This is a genomic window from Marinobacterium mangrovicola, from assembly GCF_004339595.1.
In the GTDB taxonomy this organism is placed as follows: Bacteria; Pseudomonadota; Gammaproteobacteria; order Pseudomonadales; family Balneatricaceae; genus Marinobacterium_D; species Marinobacterium_D mangrovicola.
On record NZ_SMFU01000007.1, the window covers coordinates 892,059 to 913,267 of the forward strand.

The window sequence follows — 21,209 nt, forward strand, 5'->3', positions numbered from 1 at the left end:
ATGAAGCTATCTTTTGATTACTTCGAACCTCGGGAGTCCGGTGTATGAAGCTTCAGCAATTGCGATATATCTGTGAAGTTGCTCGCCATGATCTGAATGTCTCCGCAACGGCCCAGAGTCTGTTCACCTCCCAGCCTGGTATCAGCAAACAGATTCGCCTGCTCGAGGATGAACTCGGGGTAGAGGTTTTCGCCCGCAGTGGTAAACACCTGACCCGCGTAACCCCGGCAGGAGAGGCGATTCTGTCCGTTGCCGGGGAGATTCTGCAAAAGGTTGAAAGCATCAAGCAGGTTGCCCAGGAGTTCAGCGACGAAAAAAAGGGCAGTCTCGCTATCGCAACCACGCACACCCAGGCTCGTTACGCGCTGCCCAGCGCTATCAACGAGTTCATCAAGGCTTATCCCGATGTATCCCTGCATATGCACCAGGGTACGCCGATGCAGATATCCGAGCTGGCGGCCGACGGGACCGTCGATTTCGCCATCGCCACGGAAGCGCTGCAGCATTTCAGTGATCTGATTATGATGCCCTGCTACCGCTGGAACCGCTCCGTCATGGTGCCCAAGGATCACCCGCTGACTCAGGTGTCCAAGTTGACCCTGGAAGACGTGGCTGCCTGGCCGATTGTCACCTACGTGTTTGGCTTTACCGGACGCTCCAAGCTCGATGATGCCTTCCGTCGTCACGGGTTGGATCCGAAAGTGGTCTTTACCGCAGTAGATTCCGACGTCATTAAAACCTATGTGCGTCTTGGATTGGGCGTAGGTATTGTTGCCTCCATGGCCCATGAAAAAGGTGTAGACGACGATCTGGTTGCGCTAGATGCCAGTCACCTGTTCGATGCCAGTACCACTAAAATCGGTTTTCGCCGCGGTACCTTCCTGCGTGGTTACATGTACGACTTTATTCGCCTCTTCGCGCCGCATTTGACGCCCGATGTTGTGCGTGAGGTGCAGGCTTGCAATAGCCGCGCAGAAGTCGATGCGCTATTCGAAAACCTGGAGCTGCCCGAGCACTGACCCTGGGCGGTTCTTTTTCCGTTTTTGCACCTCCCGGCGACTCTTCGTTGCTGACGCCTTGCGTTGGCGAATCAGTGTTGCCGCCATCTGATCGACATCTTTGGCCAGGATGCCTACTCTCCGAGTTATCAGGATTTCATAGCTCGTCGAGGAGGTAGGGATGAGTTCAGCAAGCGCCCATGATCGCAGTAGCCAGGTAATCGATGCCCTGGAGCAGTTCAATGCGGGGCTAGAACCGCAGCAGCGTCAGGAAAAATATACGCGGATGAGTGACTCCGCCTTTAGCTTTTTCCGGGGTAGTAACCATCTTTACTGGAATGATCTCTTCCGCGATTGGCATTTTTCGTTATATGGCGGCGCGGCGCAGACACAGACTTGGCTGCTCGGTGACGTGCATGTGCAGAATTTTGGCGCTTACGGCAGCCATGATGACGTGGTTCGTTTTGGCTTGGATGACTTTGATGACGCATTTGTAGGGGATTATCAGTATGACCTCTGGCGGCTGGGTTCCAGCCTGGTCCTGGCCATGGAAGAAGAGGAGAAGAGCCGCAAGTCGATCGCCGCGGCTCTGGAGGCTTTTGTCGAACGCTATCTCGATGCCCTGAGCCGTGATGATGAACTGCTGGGGTGGGTTGCTGTACCGGATAACACAAAGGGCGTGCTGGGTGAATTTCTTGCCAAGGTGGTGGATAAGAAAAGCCGCGTCAAAATGCTTGATAAGTGGACCTGGCTGAACGAAGACGGAGAGAGGCGATTTTGCCCGGACCATCCAAAACTTGAATCCCTGTCAGCTAACCTGAGAACCCGGTTGGTCCGCGCACTGGCTGAGTATCAGGAAACACTGGATGACGAGGTTCCGGGTCATAGTCATCAGCATTTTAAGGTGAAGGATGTCGCCCTCAGGGTCGGTGCCGGTACTGGCTCGCTGGGCACCGATCGCTACTATGCCTTGATTGAGGGTCAGGCCGAAGGGGATAACGACGATGTGATACTCGATATCAAGGCGCAGCAGGCTCCTGCCGCGACCCTGGCTATGTCCGCCAGGGAAAAAGCGGCTTATGCGAAACTCTACGACCATGAGGCCGAGCGTCATGCGCTGGCGTTTAAAGCCTTGGCGCGCCATCCCGACCCCTATGTGGGCTGGTTAACGTTCGACGGCCAGGCGTTCTCGGTGCGTGAGCGCTCTCCATTCAAGGCTGATTTTCCGGTGCATAAGCTGGAAAAGGGAAAAGAGTGGCGTGAGATGGCCAGAAACTGGGCTTCGATTCTTGCTGCCTCCCATATCCGTGGTGCAATGGCACTGGGCTGTGCTTCTTTCGTAACCTCCGTTCTGGATAAAACAGAAGACAGGGAAGGGTTCACCCGGCTGTTCGTGGAAACCTGTCTCGCTTATGCCCGCTGTGTGCATCAGGATTACGAAGTGTTTCTTGGCTATATCGAGGTTGAGGAGGCCTGATCTGTCGCGTTGAAAGGGGTATCGCTTCCCGGTAGAGTCTTTGGCCAAACTGTCGACAGATTTGGAGAGTTCAACGTGGAACTGGCATGTCTCGACCTTGAAGGCGTTTTGATCCCTGAGATCTGGATTGCGTTTGCCGAAGAAACCGGTATCGAAGCACTGAAAGCGACAACGCGTGATATACCTGACTACGACGTGCTGATGAAGCAGCGGCTGTCGATACTGGATCAACACGGCCTCACCTTGCCGCAGATTCAGGACACAATCAGTCGTCTGGCCCCGCTGGAGGGCGCTAGGGAGTTCGTTGACTGGTTACGGGAACGGTTTCAGGTGGTAATCCTTTCCGATACGTTCTACGAATTTGCCGCGCCCTTGATGAAGCAACTGGGTTATCCGACGCTGCTTTGTCACAAGCTTGAGGTCGACGGTGAGGGGCGAATCACTGATTACACCCTGCGTCAGCGTGACCCCAAGCGTCAGTCGGTGCGGGCGTTTCAGCTGCTTAACTACCGCGTGATAGCGGCCGGCGATTCCTACAACGATACCACCATGCTGAAGCAGGCTGAGGCGGGGATTTTGTTCCATGCACCGGATAATGTGATTGCCGAATTCCCACAGTTTCCGGCGGTTCACAACTACGAAGATCTAAAGCAGGAGTTCATCAGAGCCAGCGATCGTCCGCTGAGTCTTTGATAAAAAGCTATCTTTACAAACTGGGTATCTTTGAAAGGTGTGCCCGCTAATGGATTTAGCGGGCACTTTTGTTGGCTAGGTCTTAAATCTTGCCGAGTTCAGAGAGCGTCTCCAACAGGTTGTTCACCTTGTCAAACGATTCCTGATACTCCTCGTCACCCACTGAATCCGCCACGATACCGCCGCCGGCAGAACAGTATACGCGGCCGTTCTCCACCAGCAGGGTGCGGATGCAGATGCTGGTATCCATGCCGCCGGCGGCGCTGATATAGCCGATGGAGCCGCAGTAAACGCCGCGCCGGTGGGGTTCGAGCTCATCGATGATCTGCATGGCGCGGATCTTCGGTGCGCCGGTGATCGAACCGCCCGGGAAACAGTGCTTAAGCAGGTCGAGGCTGGTGTAACCCTCTGCCAGTTGTCCGGTTACCGCGCTCACCAGGTGGTGAACGTTGGGGTAGGTTTCGATGGCGAAGAGTTCCGGCACGCTGATGCTGCCGGCTTCACACACCTTGCCCAGATCGTTACGCAGCAGATCGACGATCATCAGGTTTTCCGAGCGGTCTTTTTCCGACTGTCTGAGTTCTTCGATAAATGCCTGGTCGTCCGCTTCGTTGCTACCGCGTGGCCGGGTGCCCTTGATAGGTCGTGTTTCCACCTCGCCGTCATCGGAAACTTTCAGGAAACGCTCGGGTGACAGTGACAGTATCGCGTCGCTTCCGCTCTCCATGTAAGCGCTGAACGGAGTCGTAGCGCGCTTACGCAGCGCGCGATAGGCGTGGAATGGGTCCCCTTCGCAGCGGGCGCTGAAACGCTGGGTCAGATTGATCTGGTAGCAGTCGCCGGCGAGGATATATTCCTGAATGCGATTAAACGCCGCCATGTATTTCGGCCGCGGCAGATTGCTTTCAAACGCTGACAGCAGGCGGAAAGGTGCAGGCTCGGCATTGCCTTGTATGTCTGACACGGGTTCTGTCAGCAGCAGCTTGTGCACTGCGTCGACCTGGCGAGTATCAGCGCGGGGGTGACAGACAAGCTGGCTGCAGCGGTTCTCGTGGTCGATCACAATTGCCCAGAGGTATCGCCCGACCCGCATCTCCGGCAGTTCCAGATCATCTTCGGCAGGGTTTGATAACGCCTCAAACGCGCGACCCAGGTCGTAGCTGAAGTGCCCGATCAGGCCGCCGCAGAAAGGCAGGCCGTTGTTATCGCCCAGCGCAATCTCGTTATTCAGACTTTTAAGCAGATCGACCGGGTCGGATTCGATACTGTTCCACAGTCCCTGGCGGCGGACCTCGGTACGTCCGCGGGTGTAACGCACCAGAACGTCTGGCGCTGCGGCGATAATGTCATAACGGCCGAAGCGCAGATCTGATTCCGGTTGGGCGCTATCCAGCAGCACCGGATCACCCAGATCTCGGATTCGCGTAAAAACAGCCTGGGCGTCCAGCGGATAGGGCAAAGGGTGGATAGACAGCAAGACGTGCACTCCCGGCTAAAAGCGCCGATTTTAACCTCTGCCGTCAGGGGGCGCGAGTCTATAGGCGGCGCAGGTATAATGATTCGTTAAATAGATACTGAACAGATACAGCTACAAGGATTTCCCCGTAATGAAGAAGGGCTACACCGAACAGGTCCATACTCACCATCTGCAGGACCAGCATCTGACCTACAGGATTTATCGCCACCCGGAGGTTCAAGGTCAGCGCCGCTTGGTGCTGGTGCATGGTGCCGGCGTTGCCGGGCGGGATACCTGGGAGATGCTGCAGTCCTTCCTGGGGCACTGGAGCGAGATACTGGTGCCGGATCTACGCGGCATGGGTGACACGGTCTACCCCGACGGTAAGGAACACCCGTTCAGTGTACAGGAGCTGGTTGCGGACCTGGGGGCGTTGGTGGACTACCTGGGTTGGTGGAGCTTCGATCTGGGCGGGTACTCGCTGGGCGGTTTGGTGAGCCTTCTATATAAGCAGCAGCATCCCGATAGGGTGGGCAAGCAGTTCCTGCTTGAGGCGGCATGCCTGGATCGCCCTGATTGGGAATCCACCGTCACCCTGCGGGAAAAGTATTCTGCGGCGGCGGTGCATCTGCGTGGCAGCGAAAAAGAGGCCGGTATTCGTGAATTCCTCGACACGATCTCTCCCAACCGCAAAATCACCCCGCAGACTGAACAGCTGACCATCGACCGTCTGGGTCAGCGTCCCGAAGGCTTTGCCTATGCGCTGGACTCAGTGACCCGGGCGATCCGAGAGGTTGACCGGGAATCTCTGCTTGCCAGTCAGGGCGATGTCACCAGCTTTATTGGTGGCAATAGCGTTGAGTTGATGCATCAGCTGCACCTGACACTGGCGGAGCGGATGCCAAACTGGCACTACTTTCATGTGGCCGGTACGGATCATTCGCTGCCTTTCCAAAAACCGCGCCAGATCGCCCGCGTTATGAATGCCGAACTGGAGCGGTTTACCCGCACAGGCTAAAGGTTCTATATATCGCTAGACTTTGGTCTGGTGTTGACAATTTTTCCAGTTCCTTCGGTTGACGACCCAAAATAGCCCGAGTAAGGTGTCGACAATTCAACATTGTCGACAATCTGGGATTTGGGATGGCTATCGACGTGAACGAACATCAGGCAGCTGAACCCGCTCCGGAAACGGGGCAGGAAAGCCGCACCATCGCTGACCGGGTCTGCAAGCAGATCGTCACTGCGATTGTGACCGGCGAGCTGCTGCCAGGGCAGAAGATCAGTGAGCCGGGTCTGGCCAAGGCCTACGGTATCAGTCGTGGCCCGCTACGCGAAGCGATTCGCCGCCTTGAAGGCTGGCGTCTGATCGAACGCAAGGCTCATGTCGGCGCCCGAGTCGTTGAGCTGACCGCCCGCGAATTGATCGAAATCTACCGGGTTCGCGAGGCGCTCGAAGGCATGGCTTGTCGCCTCGCCGCCGAGCATATGTCAGATGAGGAGATCAAGAGCCTCAAGACCCTGCTCGACAATCATGAACTCTCTATCGCCCGCCAGGAAGGACGCGCTTACTTCCAGAAAGAGGGCGACCTGGACTTCCATTACCGGATCGTCAAAGGCAGCAAAAACGCAAAACTCGAAGAGCTGCTCGGGGACGATCTCTACCACCTGGTACGTATGTACCGCTATCAATTCAGTATCTCCAGCTCCCGCCCCAAGCGTGCATTGAAAGAGCACCGTCAGATCGTCGATGCGATCGAGGCACGGGACGCCGAACTGGCTGAGATGTTGATGCGCCGCCATATCAGTGCGGCACGCCAGAACATCGAAGAGAAACTGAATGCCGCAACTAAACCTCAAGGAACAGAACCTCAAGGGGATAAAAATGGCTGAGAAACTGACTGCGGGTGCGCGCTTCCGTAAAGCGCTGGCTGAGAACCAGCCGCTGCAGATCGTTGGCGCTGTCAATGCTTACCACGCAATGATGGCTTCACGCGTTGGTCACCAGGCGATCTATCTGTCCGGTGGCGGCGTCGCTAACGCCTCTTACGGCCTGCCCGATCTGGGTATGACCTCCATGAATGACGTGCTGGAAGATGTATGCCGCATCACCAGCGCCGTTGATACTCCGCTGCTGGTCGATATCGACACCGGCTGGGGTGGAGCCTTCAATATCGCCCGCACCATCAAAGAGATGATCAAGGGCGGCGCGGCAGCGGTACATATCGAAGACCAGGTCGCACAGAAGCGCTGTGGTCATCGTCCGAACAAAGAGATCGTTTCCCTGCAGGAGATGACCGACCGTGTTAAAGCAGCGGTCGACGCCAAGACTGACGATGACTTCTTCGTCATGGCGCGTACCGATGCCTTCCAGCAGGAAGGTCTGAATGCCGCAGTCGAGCGTGCCCAGGCCTGTCTCGAGGCCGGTGCCGACGGCATCTTCGCCGAAGCGGTGCACACGCTGGAAGATTACACCGCGTTCTCCAACGGTATCGGCGGCGCTCACCTGCTGGCGAACATCACCGAATTCGGTGCGACTCCGCTGTTTAATAAGGAAGAGCTGGCAGCCCATGGTGCGACCATGGTGCTTTACCCGCTGTCCGCATTCCGTGCTGCGAACAAGGCTGCCCTGAACGTCTACGAGCATATCCTCAAAGATGGCGATCAGAAGGCGGTTGTCGACACCATGCAGACTCGCATGGAACTGTACGATTTCCTGAATTACCACGATTTCGAACAGAAGCTCGATGCCCTGTTTGCGGAAGGCAAAAACAAATAAAAAGCGCGTGTACCCCCACAAGCGATAAACGGGCGCAGCAGACGCCCGACAGATAACCGAGGAGAGAACCATGGCAGAAGCGAAAAAGCTCGGCGGTGCAGGTCTTCGTGGCCAGTCGGCCGGTGAAACGGCACTCTGTACCGTTGGTAAAACCGGTGCCGGCCTGACCTATCGTGGCTACGACATTCAGGAACTGGCCGATAACGCCCAGTTCGAGGAAGTGGCTTATCTGCTGCTCTACGGAAAACTGCCGAACCAGGCCGAGCTTGATGCTTACAAGGCTAAGCTGAAGAGCCTGCGTGGCCTGCCGGAAGCCCTGAAAACGGTGCTGGAGCAGATCCCGGCGGACGCTCACCCGATGGACGTGATGCGTACCGGTTGCTCCATGCTGGGTAACCTGGAGACCGAGCAGGACTTCAGCGAGCAGCATGACAAGATCGATCGCATGCTGGCGGTGTTCCCGTCGATCATCAACTACTGGTACAACTTCGTTCAGCACGGCAAGCGTATCAATACCGAGACTGACGCGGACTCCATCGGCGAGCACTTCCTCTGGACCCTGCACGACAAGAAGCCGGATCCGCTGCATGTATCGGTAATGCACGCATCGCTGATTCTCTACGCAGAGCATGAGTTCAATGCGTCGACCTTTACCGCGCGCGTTTGTGCCTCAACGCTGTCCGATATCCATAGCTGCGTAACCGGCGCGATCGGTTCCCTGCGTGGTCCGCTGCATGGCGGCGCCAACGAAGCGGCCATGGCGATGATCGAAAACTGGAAAAGTGCCGACGAAGCTGAAGAGCAGATCATGGGCATGCTGGCGCGCAAGGACAAGATCATGGGCTTCGGTCACGCGATCTACCGTGAATCCGATCCGCGTAACGCGATCATCAAGAAATGGTCCAAGCAGCTTTCTGAGCAGGTGGGCGACAGCGTTCTCTACCCGGTCTCCGAGCGTGTTGAGGCGGTGATGTGGCGCGAGAAGAAGCTGTTCTGTAACGCTGACTTCTTCCATGCGTCCGCTTACCACTTCATGGGCATACCGACCGAGCTGTTCACGCCGATCTTTGTCTGCTCCCGTGTGGCAGGCTGGACCGCCCATGTGATGGAACAGCGTGCCAATAACCGCATCATCCGTCCCTCAGCGGATTACACCGGCCCGGAAACCGCCGAGTGGATCCCGATCGAAAAACGTTCCTGATGCGATAACGACAGCGGCCTTTTCATGGCCGCTTTTTTGACCTCGTTAACCGAACCGATGGACACCTGTCACCATGAATACTGAATTTCGCAAGAGCCTGCCGGGCACTGCGCTGGACTATTTTGACACCCGCGAGGCCGTGGATGCGATCCAGCCCGGCGCTTACGCCAAGCTTCCCTATACCTCTCGTGTGCTGGCTGAACAGCTGGTGCGCCGTTGTGATCCTGCGCTGCTTACCGATGCGCTGAAGCAGCTGATCGAGCGCAAGCGTGATCTCGATTTCCCCTGGTACCCGGCCCGTGTGGTGTGCCATGACATTCTCGGTCAGACCGCACTGGTGGACCTGGCGGGTCTACGCGACGCCATCGCAGAGAAGGGCGGTGATCCCGCCAAGGTGAATCCGGTGGTGCCGACTCAGCTGATCGTCGATCACTCTCTGGCCGTGGAAGCACCGGGGTTTGATCCGGAAGCGTTCGAAAAGAACCGCGCTATCGAAGATCGCCGCAACGAAGACCGTTTCCACTTTATCGACTGGACCAAGACCGCGTTCAAAAACGTGGATGTGATCCCGGCCGGCAACGGCATCATGCATCAGATCAATCTGGAGAAGATGTCTCCGGTGATTCAGGCCCGTGATGGTGTGGCCTATCCGGATACCTGTGTCGGTACCGATTCCCACACCCCGCACGTTGATGCCCTGGGTGTTATCGCCATCGGCGTCGGCGGCCTTGAAGCCGAAACTGTGATGCTGGGCCATCCGTCCATGATGCGCTTGCCGGATATCGTCGGTGTCGAACTGGTGGGCAAACGCCAGCCGGGTATTACCGCCACCGATATCGTGCTGGCGTTGACCGAGTTCCTGCGTCAGCAGCGTGTGGTCGGTGCGTACCTGGAGTTCTTCGGTGAGGGTGCAGCCAGCCTGACCATCGGTGACCGTGCCACCATCTCCAACATGACGCCGGAATACGGTGCCACGGCGGCGATGTTCTACATCGACGAGCAGACCACCGATTACCTGAAACTCACCGGCCGTGAACCGGAGCAGGTGGAGTTGGTTGAGAACTACGCCAAAACGACCGGTCTCTGGGCGGATGCTTTGACCGGTGCCGAGTACGAGCGCGTGCTGAAGTTCGATCTCTCCAGTGTGGATCGTACGCTGGCAGGGCCGTCCAACCCGCACCGTCGTCTGCCGACCTCTGCGTTGCATGATCGCGGTATCGCCGTGGACCTGGATAAGGCACTGGCGGAAGAGAAAGAGGGCAAGATGCCGGACGGCGCCGTGATTATTGCGGCGATCACCTCCTGCACCAATACCTCGAACCCGCGGAACGTGGTCGCTGCTGGTCTGCTGGCGAAGAAAGCCAATGAGCTGGGCCTGATCCGTAAGCCCTGGGTGAAATCCTCATTCGCACCGGGTTCCAAGGTAGCTCGCCTGTATCTGGAAGAAGCGGGCCTGCTGCCGGAACTGGAAAAGCTGGGCTTCGGTATCGTCGCCTACGCCTGCACCACCTGTAACGGTATGTCCGGTGCGCTGGATCCGAAGATTCAGCAGGAGATCATTGATCGCGATCTTTACTCCACTGCGGTGCTCTCCGGTAACCGTAACTTCGATGGCCGTATCCATCCGTACGCGAAACAGGCGTTCCTGGCTTCACCGCCGCTGGTGGTGGCCTATGCCATCGCCGGTACCGTGCGCTTCGATATCGAGAAGGATGTGCTGGGCACCGACGCGAGCGGCAACCCGGTGACGCTGAAGGATATCTGGCCTTCTGATGACGAGATCGATGCGATCGTCAAAGAGCACGTCAAGCCTGAGCAGTTTAACCAGGTCTACATCCCGATGTTCGATCTGGGGCAGGTGGAAGAAGCGAAGAGCCCTCTCTACGACTGGCGTCCGCAGTCCACCTATATCCGTCGTCCGCCATACTGGGAAGGCGCGCTGGCTGCCGAGCGCACGCTCAAGGGCATGCGTCCGCTGGCGGTGCTGCCGGACAACATCACCACCGACCATCTGTCGCCGTCCAACGCGATCATGATGAACTCGGCGGCCGGTGAATACCTGCACAAGATGGGACTGCCGGAGGAGGACTTTAACTCCTACGCAACCCACCGTGGCGATCACCTGACGGCTCAGCGCGCGACGCTGGCGAACCCGAAACTGTTCAACGAAATGTGCCGCGACGAGAACGGTGAGGTGATCCAGGGCTCGCTGGCCCGTCTCGAGCCGGAAGGCACCCAGATGCGTATGTGGGAGGTGATCGAAGCCTACATGAACCGCAAGCAGCCGCTGATCATCGTGGCTGGCGCCGATTACGGTCAGGGTTCCTCCCGTGACTGGGCAGCCAAGGGCGTGCGCCTGGCCGGCGTTGAAGCGATTGTCGCCGAGGGCTTCGAGCGTATCCACCGTACCAACCTGGTCGGTATGGGGGTGCTACCGCTGCAGTTCCGTGAAGGCGAGACCCGTCACACCTATAACATCGATGGCACCGAAACCTACGATGTGCAGGGTGATATAGCACCGGGCGCCACGCTGACGCTGGTGATCCACCGTGCCAATGGCGAAAGCGTCGAAGTGCCGGTGATCTGTCGACTGGATACGGCGGCAGAGGTTGAAACCTACCGCGCCGGTGGTGTGCTGCAACGCTTCGCCAAAGAGTTCCTTGAAGCCGAAGCGGTAGCCTGAGTAACACGAACCTGCGGGGCTGTCTCGCCCTGCGGGTTCAGTGAACTGGAGTAATTCATGAGCCACGTTCCCCAGATTAAGATTCCAGCCACCTATATTCGTGGCGGTACCAGCAAGGGCGTGTTCTTCAGCCTGGAAGAACTGCCGCAGGCCTGCCAGGTACCGGGACCTGCCCGCGACGCATTGTTGCTGCGCGTCATCGGCAGCCCCGATCCTTACGGCAAGCAGATCGACGGTATGGGCGGTGCGACCTCGAGCACCAGTAAAACCGTGATCCTGTCGAAAAGTGATAGCGCGGACCACGATGTGAACTACCTGTTCGGCCAGGTCTCCATCGACAAGCCGTTTGTGGACTGGAGCGGCAACTGCGGCAACCTGACCGCAGCGGTTGGCGCTTTCGCCATCAGCAAGGGCCTGGTTGATCGGTCTATCGTGCCTGAAAACGGCATAGCCACGGTACGTATCTGGCAGGCGAACATCGAGAAGACGATCATCGCCCGCGTACCGATCACCAACGGCGAAGTTCAGGAAACTGGAGACTTCGAGCTGGACGGGGTCACTTTCCCGGCGGCAGAGGTGCAGATCGAGTTTATGGATCCGGCCGATGGCGAGGGTTCCATGTTTCCCACCGGGAATCTGGTGGATGACCTGGAGGTTCCCGGTATCGGTACCTTCAAGGCAACCATGATCAATGCCGGTATTCCGACGATTTTCCTTAATGCGGAAGAGATCGGATACACCGGTACCGAGCTACAGGACGCAATCAACTCCGATCCGGCCGCGCTGGCGCGGTTTGAAACCATCCGTGCCCATGGCGCGATCCGCATGGGGCTGATCAAGGAGCTGAAAGAGGCCGAAAGCCGTCAGCACACACCGAAGATCGCCTTTGTAAATGGTGCCACCGATTACCTTTCCTCCAGTGGCAAGCAGGTCAAGGCGGAAGATATCGATCTCGTCGTGCGCGCTCTGTCCATGGGTAAGCTACATCACGCGATGATGGGAACAGCAGCAGTGGCGATCAGTGCAGCGGCCGTTGTTCCAGGAACCCTGGTCAATCTGGCGGCCGGTGGCGGCGAGCGCAACTTTGTGCGCTTCGGTCATCCCTCCGGAACCCTGAGGGTAGGTGCCGAGGCTGAACAGCGCGACGGCGAATGGGTCGTGACCAAAGCGATCATGAGCCGCAGCGCTCGGGTGCTGATGGAAGGCTGGGTCAGGGTGCCTGGCGATACCTTCTGATACCTCGTCGTACAACCTTATGCCAGGCGCCGATAATGGCGGTCTGGCCGGATTGGGTGGCCGGGTACCTGTCAGCTCAGCCATCTTCTTTAGACCCGCGCTTGCGCGGGTTTTTTTATGCGGTTCCGTGTCGTGATTCGTTGTTGAGGTTAAATTTATTGAGACTTGAGTGACAGGTTGTACACTGGAGTCATATAAAGGACTCAGTTACCTGCAAAGGAGTTGTCCAGCTTGTTGAGCCCGCGCTTTCGGCGCTATTTACCCTATCTGGCGATTTTTGTCGTCGTCTGTGCCGGTGTGGCGATCACTGAAACGGTGCAGCGGATGGTTTCTGATCGTACCTACCAGGTCCGGCGTATCGAGGCGCTTGGTACTATCGCTCAGCTGCGCGCGAGAATTGAAAGCGAGATAAATTCTGTGCTCTATCTGAGTCATGGGCTGATCAGTTATGTGACCATCTACCCCGAGGTCGAGCCCCGCCAGTGGAGTGAGCTCTCCCGAGAGATCATCAGGGGCAGCGACTATGTTCGTAACATCGGCCTTGCGCCCGACAACGTCATCTCTTTCATCTATCCCCAGGCTGGAAACGAGGCCGCGATCGGCTTCGATTACGAGAAAAGCGAGAAGCAGTGGCCCGCCGTCAGCAAAGCGATCGCTTCTGGCGGTATGGTGCTTGCAGGGCCTCTACGCCTGGTTCAGGGCGGTAATGGGCTTATCGCGCGCACACCTATCTATACCAATCCAGTGAGCCAGGGGCGAGGCGAGTATTGGGGGCTGGCCTCAGTGGTTATCGACTCCGATGCGCTGTTTGCTGCAGCAGGTCTGGAATCTGTGATTAACGGCTACCAGATCGCGATTCGTGGTCAAGATGGGCTGGGCGCCGCTGGGCAGGTGTTCTACGGCGATGAGTCGGTGTTCGATGCACCCCTGGTTGAAATGTCCATCGAGTTCCCGAACGGTAATTGGGTGGTTGGAGCAATTCCGGCAGGGGATTCAGAGGCGCTATGGCTGAGTAAAGGGCCGGTGCGGCTGCTTGCTTACAGTATATTGATCGTGCTGGTGTCGCTGCTTGTAGCATTGGTGCGTCTTTATCACACCAGCCATGGCGAGGCGATGCATGACGCCCTGACCGGATTGCCGAACAGGCGCCTGATGCTTGAGCGGGTCAATCAGCTGATCGGTCTTCATGATCGTACCGGGTTGAGTTTTGCGCTCTATTTCATCGACCTGAATGAGTTTAAGCCGGTCAATGATCACTATGGTCACCTTGCCGGCGATGAGTTGCTCAAAACGGTGGGGCATCGGTTGTCACGGGTTATACGTGGCTCCGATACGCTGGCGCGTACGGGTGGTGACGAGTTTATGCTGCTTCAGGCCGGTGTCGATACTGCCGAGAACGCGCGCATTGTGATCGCCAAGATTCAGCAGGCTCTCTCAGAGCCGCTGGTATACCGGGGCAAGGAGATACAGATCTCCGCAGCGGTGGGGTACGCGGTGTTCCCGGTGGATGCGGAGGATCTCGACGAGCTGATCCGCGTGGCCGATGATCGAATGTATACGGCCAAGAAAGAATATAAGGCGCTCGTCTGAGATCAGGCGCTGAAATTCAGGCAAAAAAATGCCGCACAAAAAGGTGCGGCAGTACGATAACTAACTAGAGATAACGCAAGGAAAAGCAAAAAACCGGAAGGGTGTGTGGAGTATGAATCCTTGCATCAGCGCGTGTACCCCAACAACAACGACAGGATGCACACCCCCTTCCGAACACTTGTAATGCTAAAGTCTAAGTTGCTTTTCGACAAATGATGGTTAATTCAACTTACGATGAATTTAACTCAACTGTTATAGCGTTCAACAGGCTTTAGATCGAGCCTTTCCCGCCCGATAGCTGCGCAAGGATAGAAACGAATTCACCGCGATAGCCCCCAGAATTAAAGCACCTCCGAGCAGGGTGCGCGAAGGCAGCTCCTCACTCAGAACCCACCAGACCCAAACCGGGCCCATCACCGTTTCGATGAGTAAAACAAGACTGACTTCTGGCGAGGGTAGATGGCGACTTGCGCTGAAAATCAGTAGCGAGGCGATCGGAATCTGCACCAGCCCCATCAGCGCAAGCCAACTCAGGCTCGCAGAGCTAAGCTCAAAAGGAGCCGCGAAGGGCGCGCTGATCAGCAGCGTAACCAGTCCGGCGGCAGCAAGCAGCGGCAGTCGGGGAAGGGTGGGGGCACGCCTCAACAGTGTCAGCATGGTTGCCATGCCCACGGCGAGGATCAAAGCCAGAAAGTCTCCGAGCTGTCCGGGCTGGCCAATAGATGCGGAAAAGACCACCAGTACGCCGATAATGGCGCAGATAATCGATATCAGCGTGCGTCTGGGCGTGCTTTCGCGGAAAAACAGCCAGGAGATGGCAGCAGCAAAGAGCGGCGCGCTGGCCAGTATCACCACGGTATTGGCCACATGGGTGTGCGTGACGGACAGTACGAAGAGTACCGAGTTAGCGCCGTATAGCACAGAGATAGCAAGGGCCATCAGCCAAAGACGTCGAGTGTCGGGCCAGGTCATAGAGTGACGGCGGAACCAGCAGATGGTCCCGGTAGCGATCAAGACGAAAAAGCCACGCCAGAAGGAAACTTCCAGGCCTCCGGCGTTGGCGAGGCGGATAAGCAGGGCGTCAAAACTGAGAATAAAAACACCGGTCACGGCCAGTGCCAGCCCGTGGTTGCGAGCAGGATCCATTTGCATAGATGCCTCGGGAAGAATAGAGACAGAGATAAGAGAAGGGAGGAGCGTGGAACTCCTCCCGGGCTGGAATCGGCTTAGCGTTTCTTCAGTGCGTCAGCCAGTTTGGCGGAGAGATCGCGCAGTGACGCTTCAGTGGTCTTCCAGTCGATGCAGGCATCGGTGACGGATACACCGTACTTGAGCTCTTCCAGACGCTCCGGAATAGACTGGCTGCCCCATCCCAGGTTGCTCTCGATCATCAGGCCGATGATGGAACGGTTGCCTTCCATGATCTGGCTGGCGGCATCCTCGGCGACCAGCGGCTGAATCGCGGGGTCCTTGTTTGAGTTCGCGTGGCTGCAGTCGATCATGATGTTCTGGCTCTGGCCGGCTTTCTCCAGTGCCTGCTCACACAGCTTGACGCTGACAGAGTCATAGTTTGGCTTGCCGTTACCGCCACGCAGGACAACGTGGCCATAAGCGTTGCCACGGGTACGGATGATCGCCACCTGGCCTTCGTTGTTGAGCCCGAGGAAGTTGTGCGAGTGGCTGACCGATTTCATGGCGTTAACCGCCACGTCCAGGCTTCCGTCTGTACCGTTCTTGAAGCCGACGGCGCAGGAGAGACCGGAAGACATCTCACGGTGGGTCTGAGACTCGGTGGTACGCGCACCGATGGCGGACCAGCTGATCAGGTCCTGGATGTACTGCGGGGAGATCGGATCCAGCGCTTCGGTGGCCAGTGGCAGACCCATTTCGGACAGATCGATCAACAGTTTACGCGCGATATGCAGACCCTCTTCGATATCGAAAGAGTCATTCATGTGCGGGTCGTTGATCAGGCCTTTCCAGCCGACGGTTGTACGTGGCTTCTCAAAATAAACACGCATGACCAGATAGAGGCTGTCTTTGAGCTCATCGGCGAGGGCTTTGAGCTTGCGGCCATATTCCAGTGCTGCTTCCGGATCGTGGATTGAGCAGGGGCCGACTACAACCAGCAGACGTTTGTCCTTGTGATCCAGAATGTCGCGGATCACCTGGCGTCCTTCCATAACCGTTTTGGCTGCGGCATCACTGATAGCCAGCTTCTTTTTCAGCTCGTCAGGGGTAACAAGCGCGGTTGTGGATTCTACATTTAGGTCTTCTACGCGTTTATCGGTCATCTTCTTGTCCTGAGGGCATTGCTGAGAGTGGCGTCCATATCACGCCAAGGGCTTATATTTATCATATTTAACGCAAGTTTGAGACAGAAAAGGTGTGGCTTTTCTGAAGCCTGCGTCATTTTGTCAGGGTGTGGGCCAGATCGCCAGAGTGATAGAATGCGCAAGTCTACGCTGAACCCTGTCGGTTCTGTGTGGTCGTAGTGACAGTATTTTTTATCGGCCTGTCTGTTCATGTTGAGTTGGCTGGCTCTGGGAAACATTATCTTGCGTAGTTTATTGCTTACCTGTCTTAAATTCCTGTTCTGCTTTGCTTTCGTTTTGCCGGGCGCGGCCAGTGCTGGCCTGTTCGACAGCGTCGGAGGTAGCAAGGACCAGCCGCTTCCCGTGGATGAGGCGTATCAGATGCGTATCGAGGCGGTGAGCCCCGGTCGCTTTGACCTGGTCTGGCAGGTGCCGCCGGATTATTACCTCTATCGAGACAAGGTAAGCGTAACGCCGGGCGAGGGTGTGGATCTGGTCGATCGGCGTAATGCGGAATCGGTCACCAAGGATGATCCGCTGTTTGGGCAGGTTGAGGTTTATTACGACGAAGCTCGGATCAGTCTGCTGCTCGGTGGCGTTAATGGTGTCACCGAAGGCACCCTGGATGTGAGCTATCAGGGCTGCTGGGAAGGTGGCATCTGCTACCCGCCGGTGAATGAAAAGGTGGATGTAGCCGATCTGGTTCAGGCCAGCGGGCTGCGCTGGGTCGATGGTGACCCTTCGGCCGGAGGCGACAGCTCGGCTTCTGCTAATAGTAATAATCCGGCAGTGCCGGTCAGCGAGCAGGCCCATTTTGCCAGTCTGCTTGGTGGTGCTTCGTTGGCGGTGACGCTGGGTGCGTTTTTCGTTGCGGGTCTCGCGCTCTCATTAACCCCCTGCGTCTTTCCGATGATACCGATACTGTCCGGGATTATTGTCGGGCACGGCCATCGTCTATCCACCGGGCGCGCTATCTTCCTTTCCTTCATATATGTTCTGGCGATGGCGCTCACCTATACGGTGGCGGGAATTATCGTCGGCCTATTTGGCGCGAATATACAGGTTGCGCTGCAAAACCCCTGGGTTATATCGCTGTTCGCCGGTTTGTTCGTCGCACTCTCGCTATCGATGTTCGGGTTCTATGAGTTGCAGATGCCCAAGGCGCTGCAGTCTCGCGTCAGCGAAGTCAGCTCCCATCAGAAGGGTGGTTCCATCACCGGTGTGGCAGTGATGGGTTTCTTGTCTGCGCTGATCGTTGGGCCCTGTATGGCAGCACCACTGGCCGGCGCGTTGATCTATATCGGTCAGAGTGGTGATCCGGTGCTAGGTGGCGCCGCGCTGTTCGTTCTGTCTATCGGTATGGGACTGCCGCTCTTGCTGGTAGGCGCGTCGGCGGGACGTTTGCTGCCGCGGGCGGGTGTCTGGATGGAAGGTGTTAAGGCCGCCTTCGGTGTGGTGTTGCTGTTGATGGCGGTTTGGATGCTTGATCGCATCCTGCCGGTGCAGATTACCATGGCGCTGGTGGGCGTGATCCTGATTATCAGTGCTGTCTACCTGAATGTGTTCGAGCGCCTCGGTGAGCATAGTAACGGCTGGCATCGACTGTGGAAGGGGGCGGGTATCATTCTCGCGGTCTACGGTATCGCGCTGATCGTTGGCGTGCTTTCCGGTAGCCGTAACCTGCTATTCCCGCTGCAGGGCCTTGTTGCCCAGCAGGGTACAGGGCAGGTTGTGGCCGAGGGGCAGATGCGCTCGCAGCTGGACTTTAAAACAGTCACCAGCCTGTCCCAGTTGGAACCGATGCTGGCACAGGCGGCTGCAGTCGATCGCCCGGTGATGCTGGATTTCTATGCCGACTGGTGTGTCAGCTGTGTCGAGCTGGAATATGTGACCTTCGCCGATCCTGCTGTCCAGGCGCGGCTGGCGGAGTTCGAGCTGATTAAGGTGGATGTCACCGCGAATGATGCTGACTCCAAAGCACTGAATCAGCGCTACCAGGTATTCGGTCCGCCGGTGCTGGTGTTCCATGATGTGGATGGCCAGGAGAGGCCGGCCATGGCGATGGTAGGAGTGATTGAGCCCGAGGTGTTCCTCAAGACCATCGCTACGCTTTAAAACTGCGTCCTGTGTTTCTGCGCTAACGGCTTTTACTCTTAGCGCAGAAACTCGCGGCTGATCTGCCGAAAACGTTCGGTGCCCGCCTTGCGCAGCCATTCGAACGCAACCATCTCCCGGGTCACGATTTCGATACCATTATCTCTCAGACGCTCGAGCGCGGCGTTCTTGTCCTCGGCTTTGCGTGATCCTATGCAGTCACGTACCACAAACACCTGACGCCCTTCCTGCTCGAGTCGCATTGCGGTCTGCAGTACGCAGACATGCGCCTCCATGCCGATAATCACCACCTGTTCGCTGCGCAGGGACTGGAGTGCGTCTGCGCAGGCACTATCGTCACTGCAGGCGAACGCCAGCTTGGAAAAGGTCTGTTCACGGGGGATGCGGTGACGCAAAGGCTCAAGCGTTTCACCCAGACCCTGGGGATACTGTTCGCTGGCGAGCACCGGAATATGCAGGCGGTTGGCGATATCGGTAAGCCAGCAGGCGTTTTCCAGGATGGTTTCGTGCTCCTGGATCGCCGGTGCTAACTTTTCCTGAATATCCACGACCAGCAGGCAGCTGTTATTGGGTTGAATTAGCATCTCGAACCTCAGGTGATTTTAGTTATTTTTTTCGCCAGGTTGCGGATTGTAATACTGGGGCCAGTGCTCCTTCACTGCCGGGGAATATTCCGCCAGCGCGTGGCATCCGTTCAGTACTGGCGGCGGGGCGCTACCTGTTGATTCTTCCATGGCGGCTTCGCGCTCTTTATGTGTTGACTGAAAAGCCGTGGTCGCTAACGGGCCAAGCAGTTCCAGCAGATGAGTACAGCCTGAGGTGCCGCCGAAGAGCTCTTTGGTTTTGCGGGTAAAGCCAGGCGCAATCTGCAGCCCTTTAAGGAGCTTGTAGCGCTCAGCGATGGATGGGCAGATCCGCAGCGGGTGGTTGTCCATTACCGCTTCCGCGTCCAGGATATTCAGGTCCAGATCCACCGTGATGCGGATCGACATTTCATGCAGTGCCTCGCCTGCGGGCAGGATGCCGTTTTCGTGCTCATAGAGTTCCAAGTCGTGAGTCTTGGTGTCTATCATATGAGCTTCAATGTCCCATAGCCCATCGGCCCGTTTATAGCCGTGGCAGGTCACTCGCCGGGTATGCGACAGAGTCCTTGCGGTAGGCGTTGATAAAGGCATGGCTACTCCTGTTGTGCGGCGCAAAACGAGAATTATGCCAGAGACATGTCATTTTTTCAGATGTGAATAGAGGAAACTGAGACCGATGGCTGCAACTCAACCTGAATGGAAACTGCTGACTTTTTCCCGTTTCGATGCCTCGCTGCTGGTGCAGTGGCTGCAGCTGAGGCAGGCGGTATTCATCGTTGAGCAGAACTGTGCGTATCCCGATATTGACGGACGTGACGCTAAAGCGCTGCATCTACTCGGCTTTTCTGGAGACAGCCTGGTTGCGGGAGCTCGTCTTTTCGCGCCGGAAGGCGAAGAGGTGCGTGCGCAGATCGGGCGGGTGGTGGTTAGCGAAGATTCGCGTGGTAGTGGCTTAGGCAACACACTGATGCAGCAAGCGATCAATGCCTGTCTCGAGCGCTGGCCCGAAAACGGAATTAAAATCGGTGCCCAGGCACATCTCGAGCGGTTTTATACAGCGCTTGGGTTCAATACCATCAGCGCGGTGTATGACGAGGACGGTATTCCGCATATCGATATGGAATACCGCCCGGAGTGATCTCAGTTGACCCGCCGTATCAGATCCTTGGCGGCGATAATACGGGTGGAGATCTCCTCAATAGAAAAGTTGGTGGTGTTGATGAACGGCAGATCCTGCTGCTGGAACAGACGCTCCACCGTGCGTACCTCGAAGTCACACTGGTCCAGTGAGGAGTAGCGGCTGTTGGGTCGGCGTTCATGACGGATCGCGGCCAGCTGGAACGGGTCGATGGTCAGGCCGTAGAGCTTGTGCCGATACTTCTGCAGTACATCCGGCATCTTCGGATTTTCCAGATCTTCCTCTGTCAGCGGATAGTTCGCCGCACGTACACCAAACTGCAATGCCATATAGAGGCAGGTGGGTGTTTTGCCGCAGCGTGATACTCCCACCAGAATAATATCCGCCCGGTCATACTGCTGAGTACGGGCTCCATCATCATTATCCAGCGCAAAGTTCACGGAATCGATACGGTCCTTGTAACGATTCATCTCAATAATCGCGTGTGATTTACCCACTGTATAAGAGGAGTGGGTTTTCAGTTCGCGCTCTAGCGGTTTGAGAAAGGTGGAGAACACATCGATCTTGAAACCGTTGCTTTTGGCCAGCTCCGCGGAGACATCTTCATCGACGATAGTGTCGAGTACGATGGCCGGTTCGCCATCGGCTTCGCAGGCGGCGTTGATCTTTTCAACCGTGAGTCTTGCCTTCTCGACTGTGTCTATATAAGGCAGGGTGATTTTGTGAAAGCGGATCGCTTCAAACTGCGAAAGAAGGCTATGACCCAGAGTTTCGGCGGTGATGCCGGTGCCGTCGGAGATAAAGAAAGCGGTACGTTTCATGCTGGCTTCTTGCTGGTTTTGGGCTAAAAGTGACTCGAATTTATACTACCCGTTTTCGCACATAACGGGGATTTTGGACGCAGAATCGGCGAAGTTTTGTAGTGAAATTACATTTTGCCAAAC

General features: G+C 56.8%; 18 protein-coding genes. 12 read left to right on the plus strand and 6 right to left on the minus strand.

All coding sequences use genetic code 11. From position 1 onward, the window contains the following. Window positions 1–44 precede the first annotated feature (44 nt). The 3 genes from cysB to thrH all read left to right on the plus strand — a co-directional run bounded on the left by cysB (window position 45) and on the right by thrH (window position 3,168). Complete coding sequence (gene cysB, locus CLV83_RS05030) at window positions 45–1,019, plus strand: HTH-type transcriptional regulator CysB (protein WP_132288379.1); 975 nt, start codon at window positions 45–47, stop codon at window positions 1,017–1,019. Between the two features lie 160 nt (window positions 1,020–1,179). Beyond that, a complete protein-coding gene (locus CLV83_RS05035) occupies window positions 1,180–2,475 on the plus strand; it encodes a DUF2252 domain-containing protein (RefSeq protein WP_132288382.1) in 1,296 nt (431 codons plus the stop codon). A gap of 75 nt (window positions 2,476–2,550) precedes the next feature. Next, window positions 2,551–3,168, plus strand: a complete 618-nt coding sequence (thrH, locus tag CLV83_RS05040) for a bifunctional phosphoserine phosphatase/homoserine phosphotransferase ThrH (RefSeq protein ID WP_132288385.1) — start codon at window positions 2,551–2,553, stop codon at window positions 3,166–3,168. An 82-nt stretch (window positions 3,169–3,250) separates the two neighbouring features. Here the strand turns inward: thrH and pabB are convergent, their stop codons facing one another. Continuing rightward, window positions 3,251–4,645 (minus strand): aminodeoxychorismate synthase component I, encoded by a 1,395-nt coding sequence (gene pabB / locus CLV83_RS05045; RefSeq protein WP_132288388.1) that lies wholly within the window; start codon window positions 4,643–4,645, stop codon window positions 3,251–3,253. A gap of 130 nt (window positions 4,646–4,775) precedes the next feature. Here pabB and CLV83_RS05050 point away from each other — a divergent pair, with 130 nt between their 5' ends. The 7 genes from CLV83_RS05050 to CLV83_RS05080 all read left to right on the plus strand — a co-directional run bounded on the left by CLV83_RS05050 (window position 4,776) and on the right by CLV83_RS05080 (window position 14,113). Beyond that, entirely contained in the window at window positions 4,776–5,642 is an 867-nt protein-coding gene (locus CLV83_RS05050) for an alpha/beta fold hydrolase (protein WP_132288391.1), read from the plus strand. A 125-nt stretch (window positions 5,643–5,767) separates the two neighbouring features. Next, on the plus strand, window positions 5,768–6,517 hold the full coding sequence (locus tag CLV83_RS05055) for a GntR family transcriptional regulator (protein WP_132288394.1): 750 nt from the start codon (window positions 5,768–5,770) through the stop codon (window positions 6,515–6,517). Then, window positions 6,510–7,403: a methylisocitrate lyase gene (prpB, locus tag CLV83_RS05060; protein ID WP_132290354.1), complete on the plus strand. Its 894-nt coding sequence runs from the start codon at window positions 6,510–6,512 to the stop codon at window positions 7,401–7,403. Before CLV83_RS05055 ends, prpB begins: the two co-directional genes overlap by 8 nt. A 70-nt stretch (window positions 7,404–7,473) precedes the next feature. Next, window positions 7,474–8,604, plus strand: coding sequence for a bifunctional 2-methylcitrate synthase/citrate synthase (gene prpC / locus CLV83_RS05065; RefSeq protein WP_132288397.1), 1,131 nt, complete (start codon window positions 7,474–7,476; stop codon window positions 8,602–8,604). A 73-nt stretch (window positions 8,605–8,677) separates the two neighbouring features. Continuing rightward, the gene (acnD, locus tag CLV83_RS05070) at window positions 8,678–11,287 is read left to right on the plus strand and encodes a Fe/S-dependent 2-methylisocitrate dehydratase AcnD (protein ID WP_132288400.1); all 2,610 of its coding nucleotides are present in this window, start codon (window positions 8,678–8,680) and stop codon (window positions 11,285–11,287) included. Window positions 11,288–11,344: 57 nt separating this feature from the next. Next, entirely contained in the window at window positions 11,345–12,523 is a 1,179-nt protein-coding gene (gene prpF / locus CLV83_RS05075) for a 2-methylaconitate cis-trans isomerase PrpF (protein WP_132288403.1), read from the plus strand. 234 nt (window positions 12,524–12,757) lie between these two features. Next, on the plus strand, window positions 12,758–14,113 hold the full coding sequence (locus tag CLV83_RS05080; RefSeq protein ID WP_132288406.1) for a diguanylate cyclase domain-containing protein: 1,356 nt from the start codon (window positions 12,758–12,760) through the stop codon (window positions 14,111–14,113). 261 nt (window positions 14,114–14,374) lie between these two features. Here CLV83_RS05080 and CLV83_RS05085 read toward each other — a convergent pair whose 3' ends face one another. Together CLV83_RS05085 and CLV83_RS05090 are read right to left on the minus strand one after the other, a co-directional pair. Further along, a complete protein-coding gene (locus tag CLV83_RS05085) occupies window positions 14,375–15,265 on the minus strand; it encodes a DMT family transporter (protein WP_243642278.1) in 891 nt (296 codons plus the stop codon). Between the two features lie 74 nt (window positions 15,266–15,339). Beyond that, window positions 15,340–16,407, minus strand: a complete 1,068-nt coding sequence (locus CLV83_RS05090) for a 3-deoxy-7-phosphoheptulonate synthase (RefSeq protein ID WP_132288409.1) — start codon at window positions 16,405–16,407, stop codon at window positions 15,340–15,342. 264 nt (window positions 16,408–16,671) lie between these two features. On the opposite strand from CLV83_RS05090, the gene dsbD reads away from it, so the two are divergent. Further along, a complete protein-coding gene (gene dsbD / locus CLV83_RS05095; RefSeq protein WP_243642279.1) occupies window positions 16,672–18,543 on the plus strand; it encodes a protein-disulfide reductase DsbD in 1,872 nt (623 codons plus the stop codon). Between the two features lie 38 nt (window positions 18,544–18,581). On the opposite strand, the gene CLV83_RS05100 is transcribed toward dsbD, so the two are convergent. Together CLV83_RS05100 and CLV83_RS05105 are read right to left on the minus strand one after the other, a co-directional pair. Then, the gene (locus tag CLV83_RS05100) at window positions 18,582–19,127 is read right to left on the minus strand and encodes a hydrolase (RefSeq protein ID WP_132288415.1); all 546 of its coding nucleotides are present in this window, start codon (window positions 19,125–19,127) and stop codon (window positions 18,582–18,584) included. Between the two features lie 18 nt (window positions 19,128–19,145). Beyond that, entirely contained in the window at window positions 19,146–19,718 is a 573-nt protein-coding gene (locus CLV83_RS05105) for a DUF2889 domain-containing protein (protein WP_132288418.1), read from the minus strand. Window positions 19,719–19,803: 85 nt separating this feature from the next. On the opposite strand from CLV83_RS05105, the gene CLV83_RS05110 reads away from it, so the two are divergent. Next, the gene (locus CLV83_RS05110) at window positions 19,804–20,265 is read left to right on the plus strand and encodes a GNAT family N-acetyltransferase (protein ID WP_132288421.1); all 462 of its coding nucleotides are present in this window, start codon (window positions 19,804–19,806) and stop codon (window positions 20,263–20,265) included. A 2-nt stretch (window positions 20,266–20,267) separates the two neighbouring features. Here CLV83_RS05110 and ppsR read toward each other — a convergent pair whose 3' ends face one another. Next, the gene (gene ppsR, locus CLV83_RS05115; RefSeq protein ID WP_132288424.1) at window positions 20,268–21,086 is read right to left on the minus strand and encodes a posphoenolpyruvate synthetase regulatory kinase/phosphorylase PpsR; all 819 of its coding nucleotides are present in this window, start codon (window positions 21,084–21,086) and stop codon (window positions 20,268–20,270) included. Window positions 21,087–21,209: the final 123 nt, after the last annotated feature.

What these genes read in the sequence shown, in the direction of transcription:
- CLV83_RS05100 (WP_132288415.1), bottom strand. Translation starts at nt 19,127, where the DNA reads ATGCTAATTCAACCCAATAACAGCTGCCTGCTGGTCGTGGATATTCAG.
- prpB (WP_132290354.1), top strand. Translation starts at nt 6,510, where the DNA reads ATGGCTGAGAAACTGACTGCGGGTGCGCGCTTCCGTAAAGCGCTGGCT.
- prpF (WP_132288403.1), top strand. Translation starts at nt 11,345, where the DNA reads ATGAGCCACGTTCCCCAGATTAAGATTCCAGCCACCTATATTCGTGGC.
- CLV83_RS05110 (WP_132288421.1), top strand. Translation starts at nt 19,804, where the DNA reads ATGGCTGCAACTCAACCTGAATGGAAACTGCTGACTTTTTCCCGTTTC.
- CLV83_RS05050 (WP_132288391.1), top strand. Translation starts at nt 4,776, where the DNA reads ATGAAGAAGGGCTACACCGAACAGGTCCATACTCACCATCTGCAGGAC.
- prpC (WP_132288397.1), top strand. Translation starts at nt 7,474, where the DNA reads ATGGCAGAAGCGAAAAAGCTCGGCGGTGCAGGTCTTCGTGGCCAGTCG.
- CLV83_RS05105 (WP_132288418.1), bottom strand. Translation starts at nt 19,718, where the DNA reads ATGCCTTTATCAACGCCTACCGCAAGGACTCTGTCGCATACCCGGCGA.
- CLV83_RS05090 (WP_132288409.1), bottom strand. Translation starts at nt 16,407, where the DNA reads ATGACCGATAAACGCGTAGAAGACCTAAATGTAGAATCCACAACCGCG.
- CLV83_RS05085 (WP_243642278.1), bottom strand. Translation starts at nt 15,265, where the DNA reads ATGCAAATGGATCCTGCTCGCAACCACGGGCTGGCACTGGCCGTGACC.
- CLV83_RS05035 (WP_132288382.1), top strand. Translation starts at nt 1,180, where the DNA reads ATGAGTTCAGCAAGCGCCCATGATCGCAGTAGCCAGGTAATCGATGCC.
- CLV83_RS05055 (WP_132288394.1), top strand. Translation starts at nt 5,768, where the DNA reads ATGGCTATCGACGTGAACGAACATCAGGCAGCTGAACCCGCTCCGGAA.
- ppsR (WP_132288424.1), bottom strand. Translation starts at nt 21,086, where the DNA reads ATGAAACGTACCGCTTTCTTTATCTCCGACGGCACCGGCATCACCGCC.
- acnD (WP_132288400.1), top strand. Translation starts at nt 8,678, where the DNA reads ATGAATACTGAATTTCGCAAGAGCCTGCCGGGCACTGCGCTGGACTAT.
- cysB (WP_132288379.1), top strand. Translation starts at nt 45, where the DNA reads ATGAAGCTTCAGCAATTGCGATATATCTGTGAAGTTGCTCGCCATGAT.